This window comes from Scleromatobacter humisilvae (assembly GCF_023231945.1).
Lineage (GTDB): Bacteria > Pseudomonadota > Gammaproteobacteria > Burkholderiales > Burkholderiaceae_C > Scleromatobacter > Scleromatobacter humisilvae.
This window is the reverse complement of sequence record NZ_JAJLJH010000003.1, coordinates 364,834-381,272: the sequence shown is the minus strand read 5'-3', so window position 1 is coordinate 381,272 and position 16,439 is coordinate 364,834. Positions and strand designations below refer to the sequence as shown.

General features: G+C 69.3%; 17 protein-coding genes and 1 tRNA gene. 10 read left to right on the top strand and 8 right to left on the bottom strand.

From position 1 onward, the window contains the following. Window positions 1–33: 33 nt before the first annotated feature. From LPC04_RS14805 to LPC04_RS14775, 7 genes are all read right to left on the bottom strand, one after another. Window positions 34–1,959, bottom strand: a complete 1,926-nt coding sequence (locus tag LPC04_RS14805) for a GspE/PulE family protein (RefSeq protein WP_275683019.1) — start codon at window positions 1,957–1,959, stop codon at window positions 34–36. Between the two features lie 7 nt (window positions 1,960–1,966). Further along, window positions 1,967–2,311, bottom strand: coding sequence for a hypothetical protein (locus LPC04_RS14800; protein ID WP_275683018.1), 345 nt, complete (start codon window positions 2,309–2,311; stop codon window positions 1,967–1,969). Between the two features lie 121 nt (window positions 2,312–2,432). Then, the gene (locus LPC04_RS14795) at window positions 2,433–3,752 is read right to left on the bottom strand and encodes a hypothetical protein (protein ID WP_275683017.1); all 1,320 of its coding nucleotides are present in this window, start codon (window positions 3,750–3,752) and stop codon (window positions 2,433–2,435) included. A 13-nt stretch (window positions 3,753–3,765) separates the two neighbouring features. Next, window positions 3,766–5,556, bottom strand: a complete 1,791-nt coding sequence (locus LPC04_RS14790; protein ID WP_275683016.1) for a type II secretion system protein GspD — start codon at window positions 5,554–5,556, stop codon at window positions 3,766–3,768. Continuing rightward, window positions 5,553–6,002, bottom strand: coding sequence for a TcpQ domain-containing protein (locus LPC04_RS14785; protein ID WP_275683015.1), 450 nt, complete (start codon window positions 6,000–6,002; stop codon window positions 5,553–5,555). Before LPC04_RS14785 ends, LPC04_RS14790 begins: the two co-directional genes overlap by 4 nt. 70 nt (window positions 6,003–6,072) lie before the next feature. Next, window positions 6,073–7,209 carry a TcpQ domain-containing protein gene (locus LPC04_RS14780; RefSeq protein ID WP_275683014.1) on the bottom strand — a complete coding sequence of 379 codons (1,137 nt, stop codon included), beginning with the start codon at window positions 7,207–7,209 and terminating at the stop codon, window positions 6,073–6,075. Between the two features lie 85 nt (window positions 7,210–7,294). Then, window positions 7,295–7,879 carry a TMEM175 family protein gene (locus LPC04_RS14775; RefSeq protein ID WP_275683013.1) on the bottom strand — a complete coding sequence of 195 codons (585 nt, stop codon included), beginning with the start codon at window positions 7,877–7,879 and terminating at the stop codon, window positions 7,295–7,297. A 121-nt stretch (window positions 7,880–8,000) separates the two neighbouring features. Here LPC04_RS14775 and LPC04_RS14770 point away from each other — a divergent pair, with 121 nt between their 5' ends. From LPC04_RS14770 to LPC04_RS29080, 6 genes are all read left to right on the top strand, one after another. Continuing rightward, on the top strand, window positions 8,001–9,419 hold the full coding sequence (locus LPC04_RS14770; protein ID WP_275683012.1) for a tetratricopeptide repeat-containing glycosyltransferase family protein: 1,419 nt from the start codon (window positions 8,001–8,003) through the stop codon (window positions 9,417–9,419). Between the two features lie 233 nt (window positions 9,420–9,652). Continuing rightward, complete coding sequence (locus tag LPC04_RS14765; RefSeq protein ID WP_275683011.1) at window positions 9,653–10,159, top strand: adenylyltransferase/cytidyltransferase family protein; 507 nt, start codon at window positions 9,653–9,655, stop codon at window positions 10,157–10,159. Between the two features lie 19 nt (window positions 10,160–10,178). Then, the gene (gmhB, locus tag LPC04_RS14760; RefSeq protein ID WP_275683010.1) at window positions 10,179–10,802 is read left to right on the top strand and encodes a D-glycero-beta-D-manno-heptose 1,7-bisphosphate 7-phosphatase; all 624 of its coding nucleotides are present in this window, start codon (window positions 10,179–10,181) and stop codon (window positions 10,800–10,802) included. Between the two features lie 130 nt (window positions 10,803–10,932). Further along, window positions 10,933–11,008, top strand: a tRNA-Thr gene (locus LPC04_RS14755). Between the two features lie 259 nt (window positions 11,009–11,267). After that, on the top strand, window positions 11,268–11,501 hold the full coding sequence (locus LPC04_RS14750; protein WP_275683009.1) for a hypothetical protein: 234 nt from the start codon (window positions 11,268–11,270) through the stop codon (window positions 11,499–11,501). Between the two features lie 114 nt (window positions 11,502–11,615). Further along, a complete protein-coding gene (locus LPC04_RS29080; protein ID WP_420854729.1) occupies window positions 11,616–12,155 on the top strand; it encodes an LptA/OstA family protein in 540 nt (179 codons plus the stop codon). Here LPC04_RS29080 and LPC04_RS14745 read toward each other — a convergent pair. After that, complete coding sequence (locus LPC04_RS14745; RefSeq protein ID WP_275683008.1) at window positions 12,114–12,266, bottom strand: hypothetical protein; 153 nt, start codon at window positions 12,264–12,266, stop codon at window positions 12,114–12,116. The two genes, LPC04_RS29080 and LPC04_RS14745, sit on opposite strands and share 42 nt — an antisense overlap. A 136-nt stretch (window positions 12,267–12,402) precedes the next feature. Here LPC04_RS14745 and LPC04_RS14740 point away from each other — a divergent pair, with 136 nt between their 5' ends. The 4 genes from LPC04_RS14740 (at window position 12,403) to LPC04_RS14725 (ending at window position 15,950) form a co-directional block, all read left to right on the top strand. Next, window positions 12,403–13,008, top strand: coding sequence for a PEP-CTERM sorting domain-containing protein (locus LPC04_RS14740; protein ID WP_275683007.1), 606 nt, complete (start codon window positions 12,403–12,405; stop codon window positions 13,006–13,008). A 121-nt stretch (window positions 13,009–13,129) separates the two neighbouring features. Beyond that, window positions 13,130–14,089 carry an MBL fold metallo-hydrolase gene (locus LPC04_RS14735; RefSeq protein ID WP_275683006.1) on the top strand — a complete coding sequence of 320 codons (960 nt, stop codon included), beginning with the start codon at window positions 13,130–13,132 and terminating at the stop codon, window positions 14,087–14,089. 8 nt (window positions 14,090–14,097) lie between these two features. Beyond that, window positions 14,098–15,765, top strand: a complete 1,668-nt coding sequence (locus tag LPC04_RS14730) for an FAD-dependent oxidoreductase (RefSeq protein ID WP_275683005.1) — start codon at window positions 14,098–14,100, stop codon at window positions 15,763–15,765. Beyond that, window positions 15,756–15,950, top strand: a complete 195-nt coding sequence (locus LPC04_RS14725; protein ID WP_275683004.1) for a DUF2783 domain-containing protein — start codon at window positions 15,756–15,758, stop codon at window positions 15,948–15,950. Before LPC04_RS14730 ends, LPC04_RS14725 begins: the two co-directional genes overlap by 10 nt. Window positions 15,951–16,439 lie beyond the last annotated feature (489 nt).

Genomic DNA, 16,439 nt, shown 5'->3' with positions numbered 1-16,439 from the left:
GCGCAGACCAGTTCGCGGGTGCACGCATCGACCTCATGGCCGCTCCGCCGGAAGGATCTCGAAACGCTCGAAGCCGTCGAACTCCTCGCAGTTGCGCACGTCGATCTCCCCCTGCAGCGCCTTGTAGAGCGCGTGTTCGAAAACGGTCTTGCCGGTCATGTCGGCGCTGTCGAACTGACGATTGCTCGCCGAACGGAAGTGCTGCAACGCCGCGTCGTCGTCGTTGTTGCGGACGTGGCGCAGCCAGGCGCGGTCGGGCTGCAACATCTCGGCGACGATGGTCTTGCCATGCGTGCCGCGGCCTTGACAGGCGGCGCAACCCTCGGGGCGTGTCCAGCGCAGCCGGGCGGTGGCGAGCCCGAAGCGGCGCCTCAGCACCTCCTCGATCTCGCGCGCATCAGGATCGACTCTCAGCGCGAGAGCCGTCGGCAACGCGCAGCAGCGACACAGCTTGGGCACGAGCGCCTGGTACACGAGCAGGTTGAGGATATTCGGGCCGGTCAGCGCCTGGCGGCTCACGCCGATCTGGTCGTTGGTCAGACGCGGGATGATGTTGGAGATCAGGTGCGCATGCACCGTCCCCATGGCGAGGTGGCCCGTCTCGGCGATCTGCAGGGCGAACAGCGCGGTCAGCTTGTCGCGGATCTCGCCGAGCATCACCCCATCGGGATCGGATCGCATCAGCGCGCGCATCACCTCGGCATAGCGGCGGCGTGTCTCGTCGTCGTTGGCGATGTCGCGCAGCACCTCGATCTGGTGGGCTCCGGCGATCTCGTATTCAATCGGATCCTCCACCGTGTAGATCGCCTTCTGGTCGAGCCCCGGCAGCGTCTCGATGAAGCTCTTGAGGCTCGTCGACTTGCCCGAACTCGTGACACCTGACAGCAGCACGATGCCCTTGCCGGCACGTCCCGCGAGACGCAGCAGCCGTAGATGGCTCGGGGCGTAGCCGGCGGCGTCGAAGCGGATGCGGTTCTCGTCGCCGGTGCGCAGGATCCGCACGACCGTCTTCGGCCCCAGTCGCCCCTTGACGTTCTGGTAACGCAATTGCCCCGCCGTGCCAGGCAGATCGAGATCGATCATGCAGTCGACGAACTGGTCAGCGTTGTACTGCGAGACGTTGTTGCCCTTGCGCGTGCTGTTGTAGCCCGCGGCGATCGCATCGACCACCTCCTTGCGGCTGTAACGACCGCCCTGGCCGTCGGGCAAGGCTTCGATGCGGCCGTCGATCCGGATCCGGACGACGGCGGTGTTGCGACGAACTTCGATGTGCAGGTCGGTCGCGCCGGTGGGCACGGCCAGAGCGATCCAGCGCTCGAACAGCTGCATCGGGCCGCCCTTGGGGCCGCCCTTGCCCGACGCGCCTGCGTTGCGCAGGATCTCCTTGAGGACGTGTGGCTCCGCCACCAGCTCGCCAACGATGCCATAGCCACGCGCCCGCAACGCGCCCTTGACTGCCTTGGCCGTGCCATCGAGAGCCAGCTTGTCGGCGGCCGGCATCGTCGCGCGCACCAGCCGAGCCTGGCGGGCACCGCAGTCGAGCGCGATCAGCTTCTCGTGCAGCAGCGCCGGCAGTTGGTAGACCGCTTCGGGGCCTACCGTCAGCAGCGCCTGGTAGGGCGGCAGTTGATGAAAGTGCGCAAGGGCTTCCGGACGGACCTCGGTCTCACGAAACTCGGGCGCACGATCGCCGGGAGGCGGTTCGGACGCCATGCCGGCAGGCGATGGTGAGGTAGACCTCGGCTCCCCGAGGTCGACCAGGCGTCGATCCAGGCGGCCCGAAGGCGATCTCGCAGAGGACGATCCCAGCACCGCCGCAAGGCGCGGCTCCTCGGCCACTGCGCGCGACGGCGCCTCGCCATCGATCGCCTTGCTCCCGGACTTGCGATGCGCGGCCAATGACGGCACGGCCACGGACTCCGCTTGCTCACGACGACGCAACATCTCGAACAGTCCCATGAGTCGCTCAGCGCAGCGCGGGCAAGGAAAAGGCCCTGCGGGCGCCGTCCGCAGCCGTGCCGCCTGCATTGCCTTGTCGACCGAGCACCACGCGGTCCACGGCAATGGCCTCCACGTGCCACGGGGTGCCGGGGACTCCCTGGCCGACAGCCAGCAAGTAGGCCGTGGCGTTGACCACGACCTCCGCGACTGCGCCGTCTCGAGACGCAAAGACCCCGCTGACCTGGATAGCCGGCGCGATGACCGGCATCGTCACGCGAGGCACGGGGGCCGCTGGCGCGACAGGCGCCGACGCCCCCACGGCCGGCGCCGAAGCAGCCATGCCCGCCGATCGCGCGGCGGATTGGCTCATTGCGCTCTCGAGCAGCGCACGTTGTGCGCGGCTGTAGTCCGCAATCGTCTGTGCGTCAGCCACGGATGCGGCGAGTGCGAGGGCGCACGACATCGGTGCCTTGAGCAAGATCCGTGGACGCCTAGCGTGCCGCGACATAGAACACTCCCGAAGCAGAGAACTTGAGCAGGCCGCGCGCATCCGAGCCTTCGCCGAGATCGACGCGCACCGACTCCCAACTGACGAAGTCCGGCGCCGAACTCAGTGCCTCGACGATGAAGGGCCCCGGCACGTTGTGCATGTCGACGTCGCCCGCGAGCACGGCGGCCGGATGCTGGAACGACGCTGGCACCTCGGGTACGCGAGGCCACAATGAGGGTCTCTTCAGATCGACGACCACGTCGGCCGTGCGCCAGCGTTGCAACTGCGGCCCGGCGTCGGAGAACGTGACCTGCAGCGAGCGCAGTGGCCTGTGCGGATCGAGCATCGTGTGACGGGCGACCGTGAACAGGCGCCTTGTGCGTGCGACGTCGAGCGCTGGCACGCTGCTGCCTTGCGGCACCAGCATTTCGAGCGTCTCGTCTGGCAAGGCTCGGCGCAGATCTTCGAAGCTGCCGCCGCGTCGCACCCAATCTCGCGTACATGCCTGGGCCCGCGCACTGCATTCGGCGGACGCGAGGCTCCAGCCGGGGATCCAGGTGCGATAGCCAAAGATCTCGCGCGTCGCCGCCACCAGGGTCGAGCGGTCGGTCGCCATGGAGGCCTGCTGGCCCGCCAGCGCCGCAAGGTAGCGTGGCGTCGGATCGGCCGCGCGCGCCGCCGCCACGGCCTTGCGCTCGGCCTCGACACGATGCAGGTGCTGCACGAGCACCCAGGCACCCAGCGAGGCGGCGGCGGCCAGGCCCGTGCCGACGATGGGCCACGGGTTGATCGGCATCGGCTGCAGCCGCGCCAGACGGTCGCCGCCGGAGACCAACCATGCGAAATCGGCCGGCTCGCAATTGGGATAGGCGACCGGGTTGTCGCTCCAGATCGGACGATCCTCGCCGCCCAGCGCGTTGCGGGCGTCGATCTCGTTGCTGAGCACGTCGATCACCGGGACGCCGTCCTCGAGGCAGACGACGAAATACTTGTCCTCCTTGCGTTGGGCGGACGCGGGAACGGCGAGCACGAGCGCGGCGTTCGGAGCGCGCTGGCCAACCAGGCGCGAGAAGCAGGCCGCGGCCGCCAGCGTCCCCTTGGGCAGGCGCACGCCCTCCTCCGAGGCCCGCGGCTGGAACAAGCCATAGCGCACATGCGATCCGACCTGCGCCTGTGCCCAATGCGTGGCGTCACTCGTGAGTGCCCGGGCTTCGACCAGCGCTCGTCCGCGACTCTGCCCGGCGGTCGGCGCGCGCCAGAACAGGCCACCCAGCAGGTCGCCCTGCGCGGTACTCGCGATCATTCGCTCGATCATGGCCATGGCTGCTGTCCGTTCAGAGAATGGTCGGCCGCACGAAGATGACGAAGTCCTCGCGCATGCGCGACTGCGTCTTGCTGCCGCCCAACCCGATCGGAGCGTCGTCGGTCAGCGCGCGTCGATCGTCGCTGGAGACGAGGCGACTCAGCCCCGTGATCACCAGGATCTGACCGGCCTTGAGCGCGACGGTGGACTGATCGTTGATCGCCGTCGTCTCGGGCGTCTGCACGGTCTGCTGCGAACTGCCGGTGCCCGAGGTGAAGTTGACGAGGTTCACCAGCGAAGACAGGCCGATGCCGAATTTCAGGACGACCGTGTTGTTGTCAAGAATGAACGGCTGTGCGAGATAGCGGTCGCCAGTGGTCACCGTGGACGTGACCAGGCCCGGCGCGCCAACGCCGGTGGTGCTGGCCGCTCCGGGGATGGTCGCACTCACGTAGGCGCGGCCGCCAAGGCTGGACTTGCGGTCCCACGTCCGGTTCAAGGCCAGCAGGCTGACCTCCCGATGCTGCGTGGACACGCCGAATTCGCTGAGCAGCTTGAGGATGGCATTGCTGCCGCCGAAGTGCGTGGTCGCGTAGTTCGTGACGCCCGACTGCGTTGGAGTCAGGATCGAGAATCCAATATTGGCGGCCGTGGCACTGGCCAGCGTCGTCGGTGAGCCGTAGGAGCCCGTGTAGGCGCCCCCGAGTGCCGAAAGCACGGCGGTCCATTCGATGCCGCGCTCGTCGGACTCGTTGCGCGTGACGCTGTAGACGTCGAACTGCACCTGCGCCTGGCGCAGCAGGCTTTCGTTTTCCACGCGCAGGAAGTCGCGCACCTTGGACAGCGTCTCCTTGGACGACGTGACGGCGATGCGGCCGGAACCGTCCGAGCGGACCACCGAGGAGCCCGGCACATCCTTGATGATCTGCCCGATGGCCGCCAGGATCGAGCCGATGACGTTGGACTTCCCGTGTTCGTTGACCTCGTTGCTGGAGCTGGCCGTGCTGTTGGTGCCTCCTCCGCCATTGCCTGAACTGGTGGCGTTGGCCTGATCGGCTCCGCTGAGGCCCAGGTGATAGTCCGTCTCGCTCTCCAGCGCCGCGATCTCGAAGAACTCGGTGCGGCAGCGCTCGATGACGACGACCCCGTCGCGGTATTCCCACGACAAGCTCAGTTGATCGGTGACGAGGTCGAGATATCCCTCCAGCGATCCCGACCAGCGCATGGCGACGGCGCTCACCGAGGTGTCGCGTGGCGACGCAACGGGGGCCGCCGGCAGACTGACGCCCTCCGCGCCGCCCGGCGGGCGCGCGGGCAGCGTCGGCAAGTTGGGGATCGCAGACGGGAGCGGTGTCACCGGACGCGACGCCGCGTCGGCGGCCCCGAAGACATCGGCCTTCAGCCGCACCGGTACGCCCGTGACCGCCGTGATGCGATCGGCCATTGTGCGCAGGCTGACCTTGCCGCCGGTCGCTGCATCGTCGAAGTTGAGCTTGACCGGCTCGGTAAAGATACTCGGCAGCCGCTCGCCACTGCCCATCGGAACACTGACCGAGCCGACCCAGGAACTACGCGCGCGCCGCAGCACGGGCTTGGCGGCCTGCTCGGCGGCGCGGCGATCGGCGTCGAGTTGCGAGCCCGGCGGAGCATGTCCCTGCTCGGCCAGCGTGCGATCCGCATGCAGCGACGACGTGCCGGTGGCACCGAGTGCGTGGTCGGCCTGCACGTGCTCGGTGACGCCTGGCTCGGCGCACGCCGTCAACACCGCCGCAATCGCCATCGCGATGAATCGGGCGAAGCTTGTCGAACGGGCGGCGGTCATTGCGCGTCGCACTCGCGCGTCTGCTCGCCCTGGCGCGTGATGCGTACGAGCGGGGGCGTGTTGGCGTAGATGCAGGCCTCCAGCGGATAGTCGCTCTGGCGGATGCCGGCGGAATTCAGGATGGCCTTGAGCGCCGTCTCGAACGTGCCGTCGACGCTGTCCGGCGCACCGATCAGGAAGTTGCGCTGCGCGTCCCATTTCACGCGATAGCCAGCCTGCGCGCCCCAGCGTTCGAGCGTCCGCGCGAGCGTGATGTCCTGCACCAGAACGCTCCAGTGCGCGGCCGCCGAGTCGGTCGCGCCGGTGCCGGCGTACGGAGCAACAGGCAGCGTCGCCTCGCCCGGCGCATGCCATGGCTGCGATACTGTCTGGAATGACTCGCTGGCCCGCGCAAGCCCGCTGGTGCAGGCCGACACAGCCAGCACTGAGACAACGATGAATTTCATGACAGCACCCTCCTTCTGGGACGTCGCCGAGCGACGGCCGAACTTGTCGTGATGGAAAGCGAGACGCGACTTAGTCGGACGCCGTGAACCGGACGACGTGGTCCGTGTACGCCTGCGCCTGCACCGGGTAGCCTTGGGCCCGCAGCCCGGCCACCACTTGCTTGACCGCGTCGAGGAACGACGGTGCCTCGACCCGCATCGCGCCGTTGATCGGCGCCACCCATCCGACATCCCAGACCACGTCGTAGCCGCTGGCGTGCGCCCAGCGGCGAAGCGATACCGCGATGTCGCGATCCGCCAGCGTGATGTCGAACGGCATCGCCGGCGCTTCGCGCGTCGCCGACGCTTCCGGCAAGTCCAGGGTCGTGACCCAACGCAGCGCGGACGCATGCGGATGCGCCTCGCCACCCGGCGACTCATCGTCGACAAGCCGGATGTTGTTGGCCGGAACGCCGCGCGCCAGCAAGGCGTTGCGCAGTGCCTCTGCCCGCAGCGTGGCCAACGCATCATGCGCGCCGGCGTCATTGCGGCCGATGGCGGCAATCGAGGTGTCGCGACCGATGCGCACGACCAGCGCCGACAAGGCGTCCAGCACCTCCGGCCGCAGCGTGGAACTGCCTGGTGCGAAGACCACGGGCTGCTCGTGCTCCGCGCTCCTGAAAGGCCGACCACGCGACGACAGTCCATAGTCAACGCCGGCGGTCAGACCGGATTCCGCCGAGGCCAGCAGTCGGGAGTCGTCGGCGCGCGATGACACCGTCTCCTCGCCGAGCACCGCTTCGCCGCGCCGGACGACGGCCCGTGCGCCGCCGAGCACCAGCGTGAACTCGCTGGCCGAGGTCCTCGCCGTGAAGTACTGGCCTTCGGGCTGCAGCACCAGCAATGTCGGCTCCTTGCCGGCGAAGACCGCGGGCATGGGCTGGTTGGGACGGGCCTCGAAGTAGATCTTGCCGCCGCCATCGTCGAAGACCTGCGCGGGACGCGCGGGCCTGTCGCCGCGGATCGCGTAGCCGAAGTCGTACTGGCCCACGAAGCGCTTGCCTGGCAGGCTCAGCGCATTGCCACCGACGGCCAGCAGCAGCGCGCCGCAGAACGCGCGACAGAACAACCCGCGATCAAAGGCGGCGGGTGCGAAGAACGAGGTGTGTGAATCGGCTCTCATGACGAGTCGATTCTGCGAGCGCGCCGAAAAACTGCCCGGCGCCAAACCAGGGGGAAATCGCGCGTTTGGCGCGCGGCGGCGACTATCCCGCGATCGCCTCAAAAGGCATCATGCCGACATGCAAGCCGCATCAATGCTTCTCGTGCACCAGCGCGTTCTCGATCCGGCGATCGGGCACCAGCCAGATCAACGCGGCGATCAGGTAGAACGCCTGCGCGAGGCCGGGCACGCAGAACGACGACACGATGCCGGCCAGATACAGGAAGGGCGACGTCTTGCCCTTCCAGTCGCTGCCGAGCGCGCGCTTGAGCACGCCGCCCTCGCCTTGCGCGCGCACGATCAGCGTCTGCAGCGCGAACCACGAGAGCGCGCACATCATCAGCACGACGCCGTAGACGGCCGACGGCACCGGGCCGAAGTGGTTCTCGCCCATCCAGCCGGTAGCGAAGGGCAGCAGCGACAGCCAGAACAGCAGGTTCAGGTTGGCCCACATCATGCCGCCGGTGACAGCGGTGGTGGCATGCAGCAGGTGGTGGTGGTTGTTCCAGTAGATGCCCACGTAGATGAAGCTGATCACGTAGCTGACGAACACGGGCCACAGCGCCAGCAGCGCGGCCAGCGTCTCGCCATGGGGCACGTGCAGCTCCAGCACCATGATCGTGATGATGATGGCCAGCACGCCATCGCTGAATGCCTCGAACCGCCCCTTGCCCATCGTCGCTCCCGCGGCGCCTCGCGCGCCGCCGTGCATTGTCTCGCACGGCGTCGCGGAGAAGGCCGGTGCGAGGCCGTCTTTTCGGGCCAACGGCGGCCCGGCCTGGCCCTACGCTGCCAACATGGACACAGGCACGCCCGCCATGAACTCGCCTGCCGGCCCCGCCGCGCTGCGGCAGGCGCACGCCCTGTTCCTCCAGCACCGCGACACCGATGCGATGCCGCATGCCCGCGCGGCCGTGCAGGCCCTGCCGCAGCGCGCCGACGCGTGGACGCTGCTGGGCATCGTGCAGCAACGCCTCGGGCAATCGCGCGCCGCGGAGGCGGCTTATCGCGAGGCGATCCGCGTCAAGCCAGACTACGCCGACGCCTGGACCAACCTCGGCAACCTGCTGCGCGACCAGGACGACCTGCCCGGCACGCTGCGCGCCTTCCAGCAAGCGATGCGCTGCGCGCCGGCGTCGCCCGAACCGGCCTACAACCTGGGCATCGCGCTGGAGCACTTCGGGCGCTGGGACGGCGCGCTGGCGGCGTTCCAGGCGGCGATCGAATGCGATCCGCAGCATGCCGACGCTCACTGGAACGCGGCGCTGGCGCTGCTGCGCGCGGGCCGATTCGAGGAAGGTTTTCGCGAGTACGAATGGCGCTTCCGGCGCGGCGAGCCCGGGCCGCGCGGCTGCCCGCAGCCGGTGTGGGACGGTCGTCCACTGGCAGGTCGGACGATTCTGGTCTGGGCCGAACAAGGCTACGGCGACGCGCTGCAATTCCTGCGCTTCGTGCCCGAGGTGGCCCGGCGCGGCGGGCGGGTGGTGCTGGAAGTGATGGAGGGGCTGCAAGGGCTCGCGTCCCGCCTTCCGGGCGTCGCGGCGGTCGTCGTTCGCGGCCTCGAAGCGCCGGCGTTCGACACCCACGTCGCGCTGATGAGCCTGCCGCACGTGCTCGGGCTCGCGCCGTCGCACGCGGACACGCCGTACCTGCACGCGCACGACGCACTGGCACGGCAATGGCGCGAGCGACTCGCCGCGTCTGGCCACCGGCCCGGTCTGGAACTCGCCGTCGGCCTCGTGTGGGCCGGCAATCCGGCGCTGCGCAACAGCCGCGAGCGCTCGCCGGGATTCGACGCGGTGCGCGGGCTGCTCGACGTGCAAGGGACACGCTTCTTCTCGCTGCAGAAGGGCGCGGGCTGCAACGAGCTCGCCGCCCACCAACTGCCGGCGACCTTCGTCGACCTGGATCGCGAGATCGGGAGTTTCGACGACACCGCGGCCGTCATCGCCAGCCTCGATGTCGTCGTGACCTGCGACACGGCCGTCGCCCACCTCGCGGGTGCGCTCGGCAAGCCCGTCATCGCGATGCTGCCGCACACGCGCGACTGGCGCTACGGCCTGCATCCGCACGCGAGCGGGTGGTATCCGTCGACGCAGCTGTTCCGTCAGGACACGCGCGGCGACTGGACATCCGTTCTCGCTCGCGTGACGCGCGCGCTGCAGGAGGCAGTCGCATCACTGCCGTCGCAGGCTCTCGTCGCGGCGCATGCTTGAAGCTTGAAGTTTCGCCCTGACATGAGGTGAAGAAAGGCTGCGGTCGGGCAAGCCGATTGCCGATATCAAACCAGGAACTATCGTGAAATCGATCCGCGAAAGAGCGCTTCCCTGAGCGCGGAGGCGCGCGCGTCGCTGGCCGCAGCGCCACACTCGCTTCAAGACTTCGACGCTCGGCCAGGCCATGCATGGCCCATGCCGCGTCGGAGCCGCATCGTGATTGTCAGACCCTCATGAACCAGTTCGATCCGCTCAGAAAGATGATGCACGTGGACGAGGCCGTGGCCCGGTTCGCGTCGCAGCCCGGCACGGTGTTCACGCACGGTGTCTTCGACCTGCTGCATCGCGGCCACATCGCCTTCCTGGCCGAGGCGCGCCAGCTCGGTGACCGCCTGGTGGTCGCGATCAGCAGCGACGCGTCGGCTCGCATCCTCGACAAGGGCCCCGGCCGACCGATGAACCGCGAAGGCGATCGCGCGTTCCAGGTCGCCGCGCTCGAGAGCGTCGACGCCGTCGTGATCTTCAACGACGTGTCGCCCGCCGCGCTGCTGTCGCGCCTGCGCCCGTCGGTCTTCGTCAAGGGCGGCGATCACGACATGAACAAGCTCGCCGAGAGCGCGCTCGTACGCAGCTGGGGCGGCCACGCGGTGGCGCTGCCCTTCGTCGACGGCTTCTCAACGACGTCGTTGATGGATCGCATCCGCACCTCGACGCGGCTCGCGACGGTCGCGCAATCATGAGCCTCGCTCGATCGCCAGCATGCGCACGTCCCTCGGCGGCAAGCGGGGAGACTTCGTGATGCCCGTCGTTCGTCGAGCCGTCTTCCTGGATCGCGACGGCGTGCTGAACCAGGATCGAGGCCACGTCAGCCGCCCCGAGGATTTCGAGTGGCTGCCGGGCACCATGCACGCACTGCGCGCGTTGCAGCGCGCGAGCTGGGCGCTGGTCGTCGTCACGAACCAGTCGGGCATCGCGCGTGGGCTGTATGGCCCCGCCGAATACGAGAACCTCACCGCCTGGATGCACAGCGAGCTCGCCCGCCATGGCATCGCGCTGGACGGCGTCTACCACTGCCCGCACCTGCCCGACGCGCCGCTGGCCGCCTGGCGCCGCCAGTGCGACTGCCGCAAGCCCTCGCCGGGCATGCTGCGCCGCGCCGCGCGCGACCTGAAACTCGACCTGGCGGCCTGCGTGATGGTGGGCGACAAGCCCTCCGACATCCTCGCCGGCCGCGCCGCCGGCGTGGCCGCGTGCGTCCGCATCGCCGACGCGATCGACCATGCATCCTGCGACATCGCCGACCCGCCGGCCGACTTCACCTGCGCGAATCTGGCCGAGGCCGCGCGCTGGTTGCTGGCCCACGAGGAAACCCGGCTGGCCTGACGAGTGTCTGCTCGGCAATACATCTGTCGCCGGGTCGCTGGGCCCGTTTTCGATCTCGGCTTGTCAGTCACAAAAAACTTGCGCTAGAATGGCAGGCTTCGCGGTGTCCACTTGTGGATATTGCTGAAACGCCGGTGTAGCTCAGTTGGTAGAGCAGCTCATTCGTAATGAGAAGGTCGAGGGTTCGACTCCTTTCTCCGGCACCAGGATCAGACGGGCGTTAGACGGTCAGTAGCCGCTAACGCCCGTCGTCGTTTCCGGGCGCCGTTCGTGGTCGTGCGTCCGCCACGCGGTTTCGGGACGGCACGCTGTTCGCGCGAGGCACGCTGGTGGCCACCGACAGCTTCGCGTTGGACTGTCCTCACTCCGCATTCAGCTGTACCGCCGTTCAGTGGACAAGCGGCGCCCGATGCGCGAAATTGAACTCCTCCGCGCGAACACGCCGCGCGATCGAGGAGGCCCATCATGCGTGTCTCGCACACACCGTCGCCCATGGGATCGACGTACCGGATCTATCGCTCGGGCGACAACTTCGTCGCTCAGATGCGTCGGCTCGTGCCGTTCCTGCGAGCGGATCGCTACGACATCCTGATCGGGGGCACCGACAGCGAGCCCGACGTCGTGCTGACCATCGGGCCGCTCGACGCGGCCACCGATGCCGAGTTTCGCCAACGCGTGGTGCAGTTCCTGGACAAGTAGTCCGGCGAGCTTGCCTGCGCCACGATCGCCCGGACACGTTCCGCGGCCGCCGCATGATTCTCGCGATCCGTCCCTCCTCGAAGGTCGCGCCCGCTTGCGCCTGCTCGCGCTCGCCTGCCTGGCCGACGCGCGCGCCGAGCACGCCGACCGCCTCAAGGAAAAACCGCGGTCACGGCGGCCGACGCCACGACCGACCGCGCGCGCCAGACCGCCGACTTCAGCGGCGACGTCGTCATCACACAGGGCACGCGGGGGATCCGCGCGGATCGCGAGCAGAGGCACCGGGGCGCGAACGGCGCGCGGCGGGGCTTCGCGTCTGGCAAGACGGGCGTGCCGGTGCGCTTTCGCCAGCACGGCGATCGACCCGGCGAACGGAGCGAGGGCCAGGCCGAACGAGTCGAGGTCGACAGCGTGGCCAACGAGGTGCGGCTGATCGGCGCGGCGTCGCTGCGCAACCTGAGCGGCACGGTGGTGACGCCATCGGTCCAGGGCAGACCCTCACCTGCGACACGGCGCGCGACACGGTCTCGTCGACGCGCGCCGAGCAGCGCGCGCTGCAGGCCGACGCAGGCCGGCCCGCGCAGCGCGTGGAGGTCGTCTTCGCGCCGACCGTCACGCCGGCGACGGACGCGGCGTCCACGCGCTGAAGTTTGAGGCCAGCACCTTCAGGGTCGGCACCTGCAGGCGGCCACGGGTGTGGCCCGCCCGCGGTGAAGCCGACCAGCCGTCCGCGGTCGCGCGCGAGCACGGCAGTGCGTCGGGCATCGCGGACAACGGTGGGTCGCGATGGCGCGCTGTATCGCAGCGCCCCTCGGAGTGGGGATGGTTGAGCAGGAGGCCCGTCGATAGCATTCCTGTCGAGCTCGGCAAGGGCCGCGCCACACTCACAGAGAGGGTCTGAATGAACAAGAAGATTTCCGCACTGCTGGCCACGACGCTGGCCGCGATCGCACCGCTGGCCGGTGCCGCCAACATCGCGGCCGGCGCCGCCGTGAACACCACCGGCCCGGGCTTCGGCAACAGCGAGGGATGGTGCTGCGCGGCACCGGCAGCGGCCGCTACCGTCACCGACGGCCTGACGCTGCCCACCGGCCAGCAATGGAACATCGGCACGGTGTTCTGGGGCGGCGACAACAAGGACAGCGCCGACACGATCACCATCACCCTCGCCGGCGCCGCCAGCGTCAGCAGCCTGTTCCTGCAAGCCGACAACAACGACACCTATGCCGTGAGCTATCTCGGCCTGGACCACGCCTGGCACGACCTGGCCAGCATCCAGCCGAACTCGGACTCGTCCTGGGGCCTGGGCGACAACACCGCCAGCTTCGCGGCCGTGACGGCCACCGCGTTCGAGATCCAGGCCTCCGGCGACGGCGCCTACTCGGTCGCCGAGTTCCGGGCCGACGGCACGTTCCTGCCCGCGGTGCCGGAGCCCACTTCCGGCCTGATGATCCTGGGCGGCCTGGCTGCCCTCGCCTCGGTGGCCCGCCGCCGCGCGGCACGCTGATCCACGGCTCCCGACGGCCGGACGCTCGCCGCGAGGCGCGCACCGGCCGTTTGCATTCCCGAACGCTTCGAAGGTGCAGAATCGGCGCCAAGCCATTCGCAACGTTCACCCGGAGCTCGCCATGAACGCCCCCAAGAAATTCGCCTCGCAGGCCGACCTGCAGGAGAAGAAGGTCACCTTCTCGCAGCTGTCCGAACACGCGTGGGCGTACACGGCCGAGGGCGATCCGAACACCGGCATCGTCATCGGCGACGACGCGGTGCTCGTCGCCGACACCCAGGCCACGCCCGCGATGGCGCAGGACGTCATCCGCCGCATCCGCGAGGTCACCGACAAGCCGATCAAGTACGTCGTGCTGACGCACTACCACGCGGTGCGCGTGCTGGGCGCGAGCGCGTACGGCGCGCAGCAGATCCTCGCCAGCGAGGACACGTACGACCTCATCGTCGAACGCGGCGAGGCCGACAAGGCCAGCGAGATCGGCCGCTTCCCGCGGCTGTTCAGCAACGTCGAGTCGGTGCCGCCTGGCATGACCTGGCCGACGATGACCTTCAACAAGAAGATGACGCTGTGGCTCGGCAAGCTCGAGGTGCAGCTGCTGCAGCTGGGGCGCGGCCACACCAAGGGCGACACCGTCGTCTGGCTGCCGCAGGAACGCACGCTGTTCAGCGGCGACCTCGTCGAATTCGATGCCACGCCGTACGCCGGCGACGCTTACTTCAAGGACTGGCCGCAGACGCTGGACAACCTCGCTGCGTTGAAGCCGCTGGCACTCGTGCCGGGCCGCGGCGCCGCGTTGAAGGGCGAGGCGCAGGTGGCCGAGGGCCTGCGCGGCACGGCGTCCTTCATCGCCGACGTGCGCGCCAGCGTCGAGGCCGGCGTCGCGGCGGGCAAGGATCTCAACGCGGTCTACAAGGAGACCTTCGCCAGTCTCAAGCCCAGGTACGGCCACTGGGTGATCTTCGACCACTGCATGCCCTTCGACGTCACCCGCTGCTTCGACGAGATGACGCAGCATGCCGACCCGCGCGTCTGGACGGCCGAGCGCGACCGCCAGATGTGGGAGACGCTCGAAGGTTGACGCGCGCGATGCCAGCCGACGTCGACTTCCAGGCGCGCACGTTCGACTACGTGCCGCACGCCGACCAGCGCGCCGCGGCGCCGGTGCGTCGGCCGGTGGTCATCGTCGGCGCCGGGCCGGTGGGCCTGGCGCTGGCGATCGACCTCGCGCAACGCGGCATACCGGTCACCGTATTGGACAACGACAACCGCCTGTCCACCGGCTCGCGCGCGATCTGCTTCGCCAAGCGCACGCTGGAGATCTTCGACCGGCTGGGCTGCGGCGATCGCGTCGTGGCCAAGGGCGTGTCGTGGAGCGTCGGCAAGGTCTTCCTGCGCGACGAGCAGGTCTGGCGCTTCGACCTGCTGCCCGAGGCGGGCCACGAGCGGCCCGCGTTCGTCAACTTGCAGCAGTACTACGTCGAGGGGTATCTCGCGGAGCGCGCGGCGCAGCTGCCGCTGGTGGACCTGCGCTGGCGCAACGAGGTGGTCGCCACGCAGCCGCACGGCGACCACGTCGCGCTCACGATCGCCACGCCCGACGGCCAATACCGGCTCGAGGCGGATCACGTCGTCGCCTGCGACGGCAGCCGCTCCGCGGTGCGGCGCCATCTCGGCCTGGAGAGCAAGGGCCGCACGTTCCGCGACCGCTTCCTGATCGCCGACGTGCGCATGGCCGTCGACGCGCCCGCCGAACGCTGGTTCTGGTTCGACCCGCCGTTCCATCCCGACCAGAGCGTGCTGCTGCATCGGCAGCCCGATGGCGTCTGGCGCATCGACTTCCAGCTCGGTTGGGACGCCGACCCCGAGCACGAGAAGAAGCCCGAGAACATCATCCCGCGCGTCAAGGCCCTGCTCGCCCATTCGCCCGCGATGAAGGACGCCGGGTTCACGCTCGAATGGGCCAGCGTCTACACCTTCGCCTGCATGCGCATGGACAGCTTCCGCCACGGCCGCGTGCTGTTCGCGGGCGACGCGGCGCACGGCGTGTCGCCGTTCGGCGCGCGCGGCGCGAACTCCGGCGTGCAGGACGCCGACAACCTCGGCTGGAAGCTCGCCGCGGTGCTGCAGCGCCGTGCGCCAGACGCGCTGCTGGACACCTACGCCCGCGAGCGAGAGGCCGCCGCCGACGAGAACATCCGCCACTCGACGCACGCCACCGACTTCATCACGCCCAAGAGCGCCGTCAGCCGACTGTTCCGCGACGCGGTGCTGGCGCTCGCGCGCACGCAGCCGTTCGCGCGCACGCTGGTCAACAGCGGCCGGCTGTCGACACCCACGACGCTGCACGGCTCGCCGCTCAACACGCCCGACGCGCAGCCGTGGGCCGGCACGATGGTGCCCGGCGCCGCCGCGGCCGACGCGCGCGTCACGCGCGCGGACGGCCGCGACGACTGGCTGCTGCGCCAGCTCGGCGACGGCTTCACGGCGCTGGTGGGACACGACCCCGCCATCGAACGCGCGTTGCAGGACGTCCACGTCGGCGGCTTCGCGCTGAAGATCCTGGCCATCGGCGGCGACCTCATCGACACCGACGGCGACGTCGCCCGCCGCTACGACCTGCGGCCCGGCAGCGTCGTGCTGCTTCGCCCCGACGCCCACGTGTGCGCGCGCTGGCGCGAGCCCACGCGCGGGCAGGTCGAGGCCGCGCTGCGGCGCGCGCTGGCCGCGAAACCGGAGCCCCTGCCATGCCCCTGATCACCGACGCCCATCTCGAATCGCCCGACGACTTCTACGAGGCCCTGATCGCCGCCCACGACGGCCTGGACGAGGCCGCGAGCCACGCGCTCAACGCGCGCCTGGTGCTGCTGCTGGCCAATCACATCGGGTCGCTGGACGTGCTGCGCGAGGCGTTGGCGGCCGCCAGGGCCGGCGTCGGCTGACGGCCTATTGCCCGCGCTGTTGCACGGGCGGTTGTTGGCGAGCGTCGTGGCGCTGACAGGCTGGGCAGGGGTCGGTCGCGCAGGCGCCTCGTGCATCTGACTCCGGCCTGAACGGCCTGCGTCCGCGGGCCGGCTTGCGATGTTCAGACCGCGCGCCGTGGGCGGGCCACTCTCCGGCACCGGGCCAGGACGTCGCCGACGCCCGCAAACGTGCCGCGGCGCCTGCGCGACCGACCCCTGCCCAGCCTGTCGGGACAGCCGCTCGTTTTGTGGAGAGTTAAGCGTGTCTCCGCCCATCGAGGGCCTCGACAGCCACGGCGCCGTCCGCACTCTTCGAATGAAGTTGCCTCGCGCATGCCGCAATTTCGCGGACGCGAAGCGTCCGCGCTCTCAGCCCGCGACGAGGTCGTTCGCAGCGGAACGACGGCGCCGAGGCTGTCGAGGCCCTCGATGGGCAGAGACACGCTGAATCTCCCAAACCACGAGCGG